Origin of the sequence: Bradyrhizobium sp. (assembly GCF_016462955.1) — a bacterium.
GTDB lineage: Bacteria > Pseudomonadota > Alphaproteobacteria > Rhizobiales > Xanthobacteraceae > Bradyrhizobium.
Genome location: NZ_JAEMSD010000131.1, coordinates 3,333 through 14,805, shown reverse-complemented (window position 1 = coordinate 14,805; position 11,473 = coordinate 3,333). Strand labels below are relative to the sequence as shown.

Sequence of the window (11,473 nt, the reverse complement as noted above, 5' to 3'; positions counted from 1 at the left end):
TTTCCACTCGGCATAGAAGCCCGCGGTGCGCAGCTTGTCGCGGAACGGCGCCACGGCGGGCTGGTTGAAGGTCAGGCCCTTGCCGGCGAGTTCCTGCTGCAGATTGGCATTGAGCTTGGCGGTATCGGCGCGCTCGTTGACCGCGGCGGCGTTGATGTTCTTGGCCACGATCGTGCGCACGTCTTGCGGCAGCTTTTCCCAGGCCCTGCGGTTGGCCAGGAACCAGAAGCCGTCCCACATGTGGTTGGTCAGCGAACAGAACTTCTGCACTTCGTAGAGCTTGGCGGTCGAGATGATAGCCAGCGGGTTCTCCTGGCCTTCGACAATCCTGGTCTGGAGCGCCGAATAGACCTCGCTGAAATTGATCGAGGCGGGCGCCGCATCGAACGCCTTGAACATCGAGGTCCACAGCGGCGACACCGGCACGCGGATCTTGAAACCCTTGAGGTCGTCGGGGCCGGTGATCGGCTTGCTCGACGACGTGGTCTGGCGGAAGCCGTTGTCCCAGATCTTGTCCATGACCTCGAGGCCGGCCTTCTTGATCTCGCCGCGGACATGGGTGCCGAGATCGCCGTCCATGGCCTTCCAGACCGTGTCGTAGTCCGGGAACGCGAAGCCGATGCCGTTGATGGACGCCGCCGGCACCAGGGTCGACAGGATCAGGCCCGACAGCGTGAAGAACTCGACGCCGCCGGAGCGGATCTGGCTCAGCATGTCGGTGTCGGAACCGAGCTGGTTGTTCGGGAAGATCTGGAGGTCGAACTTGCCGCCTGTCTCGCTCTTGATTGCCGCCGCCATCTCCTTGGCGCGGACGTTCAGCGGATGGGTGTCGGGCAGGTTGTTGGCGTATTTGTAGGTGAACTCGGCGCTCTGCGCGCGTGCCACATAGGGCGCACCGATGCCGCCCAGGACCGCGGTCGCTGCGGAGGCCTTGAGAAGCGTGCGTCGGGAAAAGCGCGTCGAAAAGACCATGGGTCTGCTTCCTCGAAAGGTTTGTTGTTGTTCTGAGATGCAAACCTATACGGACGGTCAGTCAGAAGGTCATCTGCGATCTCGCGGAAGTCCCGCTTATTGCAGCCGGACATGGTCACCGCAATATCGGCTTGCGCAGACCCGACCCGATTCAAAACCTGAAAAACAACCCCATGCACAGTAGGCGTCAAGAGCTGAGATAACGGCCGATGTGAAGACGGAAAAACGGGCTTAGGCGAAGGTGGGATGTCAGCAAATCCGCCTAAATAATTGATCTGTTTGTATATAAATATATTCCATAATATACCTTATGCGAATTATAGATGTGGGTGTCCGGATCTCGGCCTGCTGGCTGTCGTTCGCGTTTGAATTTGTCACTGGGGCCTCTGGTTGATTTTGTCACTCGCCTACTGATGCCATTGGTCTTTCTGGCCGGCGGCGTCTTCACGCTTGTCGCGGCTCGATCAGCCCCTGGTTCTGGAAGACTCAATTCTGTCACTGGCGGTGTTGGCGCTTCGAGATTCAATTTTGGCACTGAGCGATAGCTCGGCCTATCGCAGGGTAACTTACACTGCGATAGGCCGAGCCACGCTGCGCTTGTTGACGTGATCTACCGGCCGGTCATCGGGGCCGGGTGTGGGCTGTTGCTGGCGCACCCTGAGCCTGTACGGGCTGCGGCGCTTGATAGGATCGGCCTAGGGGCAAGCGCTCGGACGAGCGGTCATCCTCATCGGATGCTTGTCGTATCCGAGCCAGAGTGTCTTGGCTGGCGGACCGAAGCGCACGTCTCGTCGAAGTACCCTAACGCTTGCGACGGGCTCGGCGGGCGTGTTCGTCGCGTCGCTCCCGACAATCACGCAGCGGCCACCAAACACGCAACCGTCCTTTTTCCAGCGCCAGCCGTCCTCTTGGGCCTTCCCGTAGACGATGTCGCCGCCGGGAGCATTCAGCAACGGCACTGGTGCTCCTCCCAGAACGTGATCAATCCCGGCGGCAGTCCGTCCCATCTCGGCGCGATCAATCAATCCAATTTCGGGATCCACAACGATCACCGAGACGGTCTCTCCCGATTGCGCAGGTTCCGGAACCGAGATTGGGCTGACCCAGCGGATCAGGCCTTCAAGCATTTCGAGACTCGACCGCGCTGCCGTACGGTCTCCGAAGGAATTCCGTCGTCCAAGGACGATCGCAGAGCTGCGAATAGCCTTCGACCCTCCTAACGAAAACCCGGCATCGGCGCCCTCTCCTTCCGCGGCCAGGATTACATCCCCATTGGGAAGGGTCGCGAGAACGTGCCTGGGAGACCCGCACAATCGCCTGAGCTCAGCGGGTGTGGGGTCTACCTCCTCGACGACAATCCGTCGCTCGAACGGGTCTATTGCAACAGCCTTCACGCTACTTATCCGATCTGCGCGTCTTTGCAGAATCATCGGTCGACGCACGGCGGAGGTCAACCCGATCGGCAAGGCTTGCGCCGGAGAGTTGTGAATTCCTGGTTACCGTTGGGCTTTCTAAACCCAAGTTTGCGCTCTCGTTCGGCCGGACAGGTAAAATGTGGTCAGCGCCACCAGCGTTGATCATGGCGCGTACTGCCCTGTGGGCCTGATGCTCAGATGCCGTGCTTGGCCACTGATTGGATGGCGGCAGATAGCACTTGTGTCGCTGCGCCGGGGTCGAACTCGGGGTCAAGAAGATCATGGAGCGAGAGCGGACAGGTCGACGGCAATTGAGGTCCGACTACCCCACGATTTTCCAAGGTGCGGGTAGCTGCGTTGCAGGCGACACGCCAGATTTTCTCAAGATCGAGTCGCCGCTTCAGTCCTGGCGAAAAGGCCAGGACGGCATCGCCTTGGAATGTGACGATTTCCTCAAACCAACGCGTTAGAGTCTGACTTTCAGGTTCGAGGGCTGATTTCAGCAAGTGAATTAGGGTTTGTCGAAGTAGACTAGATATCGCCAGGACTTCGGCACGTCCCATGCCTTCGATCTCTTCAGCCAGATTGTCGATGTCAAGGCGCGTGTCTGCAGGCGAAGTTGCCCCAAGGATGCCGGCTTGCTCCTGGGTCCACCCGTAGAAATCTGTGTCGTGTTTACTGGCTTGTTTCGTCAGCATGAAACCTCCGAGCACCTAGAGATAAAGGCGGGCCGGAGCATAATCAAAGGGAGAAGCCGGCGACCAAGCCACCCCTCCGTTCACTGTTCGGCCGGGTTAAGCCTCTCGGAGGCGCAAAAGCCGCTCGGGACGCATTAGCGCTTTTGTTACGGCCTCTCATGCGCTGCTGGGTAAAGGCCGACGCGGACGGTTCTGCGGTTTAGCCGAGGGCCAAAGGCACGGCGCAATCCTGATCTTGACTTATACGAGATATTATAATATCTATTATTGCCAGATAATGGGAACAGAGGCTATGGATACATCCCTTAATTTAAGCTCACCCCAAGACATTGCTTCCGATATAGCGAACCGCGCAAAGCAGCGGCGATTAGAGGCCAACTTAACCCAGTCGGGGCTTGCCGCCCGCGCTCAGGTCAGCTTGGGCACGCTGAAGCAATTTGAGCGCACAGGCAAATCTTCCTTAGAGTTCCTCATAGCCATCGCGTTCGCTCTCGGCGCCGAAAAGGAATTCGAGGGGCTGTTTCCTCCGAAGCCGCACAGGTCGATCGAGGACGTGATTTCCAAGCCTGTCAGAATTCGGGGACGCAGAAAGTGAAGAAGCCGAAGGTCCCAGACGGAAAACCGCCCCAAGGCATCCAAAAGCTGGGGGTGTCGCTCGATTTCTACGGCGAAAAGATCGAGGTAGGAACATTGGCATGGAGCAAAGAGGAACGCCGGGCGTATTTCGAGTACCACCCCGATTTCGCCGCGAGGCGCCTCAACGTATCTCCGTTCAAGCTTCCTGTCGGCGAGGGAGCAAAGCCGGCGCCGAATTCGCCGTTCGCCGGGCTGCACGGCATGTTCAACGATAGCCTCCCCGACGGTTGGGGCCGCATGCTTCTTGATCGTCATCTGCAGAACCTCGGATACGACTTCAGGCTCCTCACGCCTCTTGACCGCCTGGCATACGTCGGCCAGACCGGCATGGGAGCGTTGCGCTACATTCCCGATAATTCCCTTAGCAAAGCCGCCGGCGACGCCGTCGACCTCGATTGGCTTGCTGCGCAAGCTGAGGCGGTCCAAGGCGAGGTCGACGAAGCCGACGTGGATCGTCTGCTCGAAATCCAAGGTGGCTCCGCCGGCGTCCGCCCCAAGATTATGATCGGCTTGAATGGCAAGACCGGTAAGATCGTAGCCGATACCGGCACCGATCTTCCGGAAGGCTTCGAAGCTTGGCTGGTAAAGTTCAAATCGAACGTCGATCACTCCGAAATAGGAAAAGAAGAGTACGCCTACTCTCTTATGGCGAAGGCAGCAGGCGTCGATATGCCCGCCACTAAGCTCATCAAAACCAAGAAGGGCAGCTATTTCGCCGTCCAAAGGTTCGACAGAACCGAGGGTGGGAGCGCGCATGTACAGACGGTGAGCGGGCTGTTGGAGGCCGATCATCGGGCTCCGTCCATCGACTACGATACGCTGTTGAAAGTCACGCGACTTCTGACGCGCGACGAGCGTCACGTACGCCAGATGTTCGTCCGGATGATCTTCAACGTCCTCGCACACAACCGGGACGATCACGCTAAAAATCACGCTTTCCTGCTCGCAAAGGATGGAGTTTGGCATCCGACGCCGGCGTACGACCTCACGCTCTCGGAGGGCCCCGGGGGCGAGCACAATCTAGCTGTGGACGGTGAAGGGAAGAACCCGACCAAAAAGCACATTCTAAAGGTTGCGCAAAATGCGTCGATTCCGCAGGAGGAAGCCGAGCAGTTCTTCGAACAAGTTCAGAGTGCCATAGATCGCTGGCCTGAATATGCAAAAGAAGCCGGATTGACGGAGAAACGTCTCCAGGAAATCGACCGGCTGCTGAACAAGCGTGGATCCGGTGCCGCTTAGGGCGGCGACATTTCTCCCTACATAGCCAACATTGATTCTGGACACCACCCAAATGGCCTATGAAATAGAGTTTCATCCTGTCGGGTCGGGAGCCAACAGCGGCGACGCGATAACAATGCGCTACTGGACGGGCGCGGAGTGGCGCGTGATCGTCATCGACGCTGGATTCCAGGAAACCGGCGAAGCAATCGTCGAGCACGTGCGGTCGGTGTACGGCACGAACACGGTTGAGCACGTCGTCAGCACGCATCCGGACAACGATCACATCAGCGGTCTTCGCGCAGTCATCTCGCAACTTAATGTGCAGAACCTCTGGATGCACGTTCCCGAATACCACGCGAAAAACATGATGGATTACTTCCACGATCCTCGATGGACGCTGGAGGGCCTCACCGCGGACTTGCGGCGCGCCTACCCGATCGTCAGCGAAATCCGAGACTTGGCCCTGAAGCGGGGCACTTCGCTTCACCCTCCGTTTCTAGGCGCAAAGATCGGGCCCTTCACGGTGCTTTCGCCGACGCAGGCCATGTACGAGGGCCTCCTCCCCCAATTCCGCGACACCCCAAAGCCCGCGCAACAACTCCTCGTCCTCTTGGGGCATTGGCTCACAGGGATCGGGCGACGCGTGGCGACGGAGATCCGGCGCATCATCGCGGAGGACCTGTTCACCGAGACGCTCCGTGAAGGCGGCATCACGGCGGCGGAAAACGAATCCAGCGTGGTCTTGTACGGTCAGATCGACGGTCGAAACATCTTCCTGACGGCGGACGCCGGCTTGAGAGCTCTTGGCGCTGCCGTGTCGTACGGTATTGCCATCGGTCTTCAGTTCGGCACCGCTTTGAACATATTCCAGGTCCCGCATCACGGCAGCCGCAACAACATCTCCCCTGCACTGCTCAATCGGATCGTCGGAAATGTCTCGGGGTTCGGATCCAGAAGATCGATTGGTTGCGTCATCTCCGCCGGGCCCGAGGATGAAACTCATCCGCGCCAAGTCGTGGTGAACGCGCTCTTGCGTCGTGGCGTTGAACCCCAGGACACGAAGAAGGGCATGCTTTTGTTCAATCACGGCGTTCCGGATCGGGCGGGCTTCAGTCCCGCACCCACCCTGGAGTTTGCCACGAGGGTGGAAGCCTATGACTGAGACGGTGTCGACGTATTCCCCGGCCAAGATCCGACAGGTGACTTGCGGGGGTCGTTTCATTCCCCGACGGTTACATTGCGACTAAGTGCTGCTCGAGTTGCTTGGCGATGGGAACTCGCAACTTCTTTGAACCTGCGTTGCCTCGTTGGCATCGGAGGCATACTTGGGTGTAATCGGCCTGCCCGCTCTCTTTCGGCGTGAAAAGAGCGCGGCGCGCCCTTGGTTATCGATCAGAAACCCGAGCAACTGCGCGTTCTTTAACTCATGAAAAGCAAGCGTCGAGACGCCTTCGCCCCAAAGGAATTTCCGGCAACACTCTTTCGACCTCCAGACAAACGGGGCGATGACTGGCCGGATGAGCCGGATGTCCGGCGGGCTGTGACCTACTTTCGCGACTTTATTGGCCAGGACGAGTGGAAGAAGCGGCGCAATGCTGCGGCCAATCGCCTGTACGCGGCGTCGCTGGGTCGTGTCGACGAGACCGACCGCGGCAGATATTTCGACGAGTCCGACGTATTCGGCTGGTATCTCTTCCTGGCCGAGGCTTTTATCGATCATGTCTGGAATTTCGAGCCGACGTTCGGATCGCGGGTAGTGCCGGTGTTCAAGGCGATCGGGCGCGGTCTCGATCTGCTTCTTTCGGTCGACGGCGTCGAAGAACGGGCACGTCGCCTGGTCAGCAGTGAACGGCGTCAACCAAATGGCGGGCTCTTCGAGCTGCTCGTCGCATCCGCCTATCGCTCGTCGGGCGCGCGGGTAAAGTTCGTACCCGAGCGACGCGGGCTGAGCCGGACATACGATATGGATGTTGAAATCGGCTCGCGCTCCTTCGCAGTCGAGTGCAAGCGCTTGGAAACGAGCCAATACGGTGAACGGGAACGAGCAGCGATGCGCGAGCTATGGCGCCCCAGCGCGACAGGGTTTTCCCAGAATGAGCAGAGCGCATTTTGCGATGTCCATTTCCGCATCCCCATTGATCGGGTGCCACCCGCCTATCTGACCGAGAAGTCGCTCGAGTGGCTCCGGTCCGACATGCCTTCGCTGCTTTGGAGCGACGATATGTCGTATGGCGCGATGGGCGAGCTCGATCTCGATCCGTTGCGCGAGGTTCTCGACGATCACCATGTGCTCGCGTCGAGTTCGCGTATGCTGGAGCTGCTCTCGGGCCGCTACGTGAGGCACGCCAATTACATTCAGTTGAGCCGCTTAAAGCTCGCGGAAAACCCGAGATATGTGCACGAGTGCGATCTTGCCGTGCTGCTCCGTTGGGAATCGGCCTCTCCCGAAGCCATCGATGCGAAGGCCCGCGACATTACGACGAAGCTATCGGAAGCCAGCGACCAACTTCCTGCGGGTCGCCCCGGTATCGTTCACATCGGCTTCGAGGCCGTTGAAGGAGACGATGTAGAGCGCGCCCGACATCGGAAGATCATCGAGCGAGCGCAGGCTTTCGATCCACGGGGAAAACCTCTGGAGTACGTGTATTGCCATTACTTCGTACCCGAAAGCCCGCCTGACCAGGCGTGGGCGTTCGACGAGACGCTCCAGTGGGTGGGCATCGCGCCGACCGGTCCTCATCCCCTCGGAGAAACAATGCTGATCCTTCCGGCCGAGGGCGTTCGCGAAGGACCTCACTGGCGTTGAAAATCAAGGACCAGGGTGGTGCAGGCAGCGTGCCTCCAGCCAGTATCTTAGCATCAGGACAATCATTACCTGCGCAGCCGGGCCGCGAAGCGCTGAAGCGCAACCCGATCGCCATCGGTCATCAGAAAGCCGCGTGATGGATAGTCTTCCGTGCCTCCATGAAGGACCCGTCTATCGTCGATCTGCGACACCAGGTGGGCGAAAGGTGGATTGAAGCGTCGAAGCGGCCAGCCGGAGGCCGCATGCAATTCTTCCGCATCGACGGTCCCGGTCCCAGATTTGCCGAGAGCAAGATCGACGAGCGCAACCACGTCCGTTTCGGGGGTGCTTTGCCCGGTATGGGGATCGAACGTGATAAAAAGCTCTGCGGTGGTGAACATCCGCGGAAGCCGCGTGGAAATCATCGAGTTCGTTCTCAGATAGCCATCGCTTTCGAGCTCGGCCACGGCAAACGCCAAATCGTCGATGTTGGATTCCGGAAACGCCTCGATGAGGTCTTGCTCGGGAATGAAGCAGTCGAAGCCCTTTTGGGATTGTTCCGATACCCACAATCCTATCCGGATCGCCAATGGCCCGAGTTCGCCGATCTTCAACTCGGACTTCTTCTTTGCTGGCGGCGCGATCAGCGGAATGCTCAGCCTGTCTTTAGCCGGCGGCGGAGCTCCGCCTGCAGCGAGCCATCCGTCGAGACCGTCGATCACCAACTGACCAATCGCGGCGAACTGCAGGATGTCGTCGCCGACCAGGGGCACCGTTTCGCCCAGTCGGGCCTCTGCGGCATGTTCGGCGAACTTCGCGTCGGCCACGCCGAGATTGTGTCCGATGACATGCCGCTTCTGGATGTTCAGCGTCAGGACGGCAAGAGCGTCGGCCGTCAGAGTTCCGAACGGATCGATGTCGAACTCGGCGAAGCGCTTGCGGCCGCGCTCGATGTTCTGAAAGTCGTTGGCGATCGGCTTCGTCGCCGCGACGTCGGGTGGTCGAGTGGTCGCCTTGTATAGGTATACCGTCTTTAAGGTCGCTTCGAAGGCCGTCAGTACGTCTTCATGCGCATTGCCCATCATCCTGTATGCGAGTTCATGCCTTCCCGAGCCGAGTTGGCCCGCGAGCTCCACCTGCTCCCGGACGAGCGCGATTTCCCGCGCAAAGTGCAAGTGAATGTTCGGCGCTCCGCAATCCGGACAGAACAAGGAAATGGCGTAAACGCCGTAGTCCCGGCCGCACTCGTCGCATACCAACTCGCGGAGAAGATCGTTTCGAGCGAACCGCGGTGCGGGTTTGGGCGACGGCCGTGTACCAGTCGTCACCTTGAAAAATTTGTTGCCAGCGTTCTTCCGGGCGAGGTCATCGAACATGCCATGGATTGCCGCCGCGGCGTCGGCGTGAAAGGCATGAGCGACGATTTCCTTGGCAGCCGCGAGGTCGTCCGGATGCGTAAAGTTCTCGTCGTCGTCCAGAACGCCGCTATACGGACAGACTGTGCCTGGCGTACCGGGCGCGTGCGTCATGCGAGACGTCAAGGCCTCGGGTAGAGTGAAATCCGATACTCGGTCGCCCAGAAGAAAGAGGCGCGGATGTGCGTCTTCGTTGGGTGAATACCGGTACACCCGGCCATCCGGCGTCTTCGGTAGCGGAATGCCAAGCGTCAAGTTGTTGCCAGAACCACCCGTCTTGTACTTCTCCAAATTCCGCAAGCGCATGAGTCCACCTCGGATAGTTGATCGTTGAGCCGATGGATCGACGCGAGGAGATGCATCTCCTCCTCGCGTCGGAGATCATGATTCCTCACCTTCCGAGCGAGCCCGCCGGGACCTGGTTTCGCCGGTCGCGGTCGATGCCCGCCGCGTACGTTTTGCGGATGAGGCCGCCGCGGGCTGGGCGGCAGCCGGCACCTCAAGCGTGTCGCAGCACGCCAGCAGGGCCCGCGCGAACTGATCGCCGGCGTCCCGAACCCAATCGTCGCGTACGACGGTAAACCAGGCCGTCAATGCGACCAGATCGACGCAGATCGCTCCGATCGCTGCGGGCTTAATGGCCGCCAACGCCGTGGGAAGTGACGACATCGAGAAACTGGACACGGCTGGGATGATGTTGTCGTAGCGCCAGACGACGGTGAGAACTGAAATCAGAAGAGCCGCCAAGCAGGCAGCGACCCCGATCGGTTTCAATCCGCGCAGGTTCCGGCGAAAGCCATATTCGGCATTCTCCTTCTCGACGAGCGGATAGGCTTTCCCACGGCAACGTTCCTGAAGCCACTTCACCCCCGATGCGTACATGGCGTCCGCGGCCTTCGGATCCGCCCTCTCCTGCTCCGGGCTTGGCGTAACGAACAACGGCACGTTCTTCGCGAAGAACGCGTGGTATCGGGCCAACACCGGCGGCGGAAGATGTTCTTCCCTATGGCGCAGCCAGATCGTCGATGGCCAACCTCCCCATTCAGCCAGGAGACGCTTCTCCACCTTCTTGCCGCGCGATCTGCTCAGGACGCTCAAGCCATACAGGAGCCCGCAGGACGTCGCGATGGTCACCAGCGTGGCGCCCCAGCTCGAGGTGACCAGCCGGGGAAACCACGCGATCGCAGTGAGGATGATCGGAAACAGCGTGAGTAAGCCCGGAAACAGGCGAGCCTGTCGTGAATAGGGATCGAAGAGCTTCGAAATATCGATCATCGGATCGCCTCTGTGCAGTCATGGGCGCTGGCCGGCGACGGGTCTGGAGATCTCGGATTCTTCATCTTGCCACCTTGACCACGGCGCTGTGTGAGCTGCCGGCTCCGGATAAGGCTTCAGCGGTGAAATGGACATATCCAGCCGGCGTGTGGATCAGCATCAGCAACGGAAAATACTGGCGTATCGAAAGCAGAGCGGCGGTCTTCACGTCCTTCCTGGACGGGCCACTGGGGACGAGATGATTGTGCCAGGTCCCGAGCGCGTAGAGCGCGCCGCCAGATCCTTCGATCAGATCTTCCAGCATGGGCCTCAGTCCCTCGGTACCGAGCACGAACTCGTCGCGCGAGAATTTGCTGTCGGGCGGCGCGGGCATCGTGCCGACGACGTGGAAGACGTTGGCGACGTCCGAATATCGGCCGACGATGATGCCGCCCGTCTCCGAGCCACGGCGCGCAGCGACCTCTCGCCGGATCGTGTCGTCGACCTCGGGACTAAGGCGCACGACGCTGTCCGTGCCGTCGCCTACGACGATGCGCGGCCGGATATCCTTGCGATGCCATATCTGGTTCAGCCCATCGGCCGCCAAACTGCCGACCAGCACCTCGCCGGTCTCGGGAAGACCGTCGCGTTGGAGCCGGCGAATATGCTCGGACATCGGCGCCGCGAACGAGGACAAGCGACCGTCCGACAGCGGCATCGTGATGGCCGCGCAGCCCTGACCGATCGCGATCGCTTCGGCCTTCGTGTTGAAGACCTCGTTCCTGAGGGTGGGATCCGAATGGATCAGGCGATAGGCCTCGCAGATCAGATCGGTCGCCGACGGGTTGGCCGCCGGTCCCTCCACCGACATCAGGCCGACGCTTCCGATGCCCAGCATGCATGCCTCGACCACCCGGGGCCGGTCGATCGTGACTCCAGGCAAGACCAGCGCCTCGCGCACGCTTGCGGAGCCGGTCGTATTGACGACGGCAAAGCTGTCTCGGGCGACCAAAGGGGCGATCGATTGATCATCGAATGCGCGCGCGACGACGTCCACTACGTGCGGCACCGTCGGCT

9 protein-coding genes and 1 pseudogene are annotated in these 11,473 nt (G+C 60.0%); 4 read left to right on the top strand and 6 right to left on the bottom strand.

The window, feature by feature from the left end:
- The 3 genes from JHD07_RS15805 to JHD07_RS15795 form a co-directional block, all read right to left on the bottom strand.
- Positions 1-972, bottom strand: a 972-nt coding sequence (locus JHD07_RS15805) for a TRAP transporter substrate-binding protein (protein WP_291623774.1), incomplete at its 3' end; no start/stop codon positions are given.
- A 695-nt stretch (positions 973-1,667) separates the two neighbouring features.
- Complete coding sequence (locus JHD07_RS15800; RefSeq protein WP_028136419.1) at positions 1,668-2,099, bottom strand: hypothetical protein; 432 nt, start codon at positions 2,097-2,099, stop codon at positions 1,668-1,670.
- 482 nt (positions 2,100-2,581) lie between these two features.
- Entirely contained in the window at positions 2,582-3,085 is a 504-nt protein-coding gene (locus tag JHD07_RS15795) for a DUF29 domain-containing protein (protein ID WP_049820108.1), read from the bottom strand.
- A 292-nt stretch (positions 3,086-3,377) separates the two neighbouring features.
- Between JHD07_RS15795 and JHD07_RS15790 the strand changes: the two genes are divergently transcribed.
- The 4 genes from JHD07_RS15790 (at position 3,378) to JHD07_RS15775 (ending at position 7,748) form a co-directional block, all read left to right on the top strand.
- Positions 3,378-3,680, top strand: a complete 303-nt coding sequence (locus JHD07_RS15790) for a helix-turn-helix transcriptional regulator (RefSeq protein ID WP_291623771.1) — start codon at positions 3,378-3,380, stop codon at positions 3,678-3,680.
- A complete protein-coding gene (locus JHD07_RS15785) occupies positions 3,677-4,960 on the top strand; it encodes a type II toxin-antitoxin system HipA family toxin (RefSeq protein WP_049820109.1) in 1,284 nt (427 codons plus the stop codon). Before JHD07_RS15790 ends, JHD07_RS15785 begins: the two co-directional genes overlap by 4 nt.
- Before the next feature lie 115 nt (positions 4,961-5,075).
- Positions 5,076-6,104: an MBL fold metallo-hydrolase gene (locus JHD07_RS15780; protein ID WP_291623768.1), complete on the top strand. Its 1,029-nt coding sequence runs from the start codon at positions 5,076-5,078 to the stop codon at positions 6,102-6,104.
- A gap of 378 nt (positions 6,105-6,482) precedes the next feature.
- Positions 6,483-7,748, top strand: a complete 1,266-nt coding sequence (locus tag JHD07_RS15775) for a hypothetical protein (protein ID WP_049820112.1) — start codon at positions 6,483-6,485, stop codon at positions 7,746-7,748.
- Between the two features lie 65 nt (positions 7,749-7,813).
- Here the strand turns inward: JHD07_RS15775 and JHD07_RS15770 are convergent, their stop codons facing one another.
- The 3 genes and pseudogenes from JHD07_RS15770 to JHD07_RS15760 form a co-directional block, all read right to left on the bottom strand.
- Entirely contained in the window at positions 7,814-9,448 is a 1,635-nt protein-coding gene (locus tag JHD07_RS15770) for a hypothetical protein (protein WP_151650242.1), read from the bottom strand.
- Positions 9,449-9,523: 75 nt separating this feature from the next.
- Positions 9,524-10,417, bottom strand: a complete 894-nt coding sequence (locus JHD07_RS15765) for a hypothetical protein (RefSeq protein WP_028136423.1) — start codon at positions 10,415-10,417, stop codon at positions 9,524-9,526.
- 61 nt (positions 10,418-10,478) lie between these two features.
- Positions 10,479-11,473 (bottom strand): annotated as a pseudogene (locus JHD07_RS15760) (hypothetical protein); the annotation flags it as partial.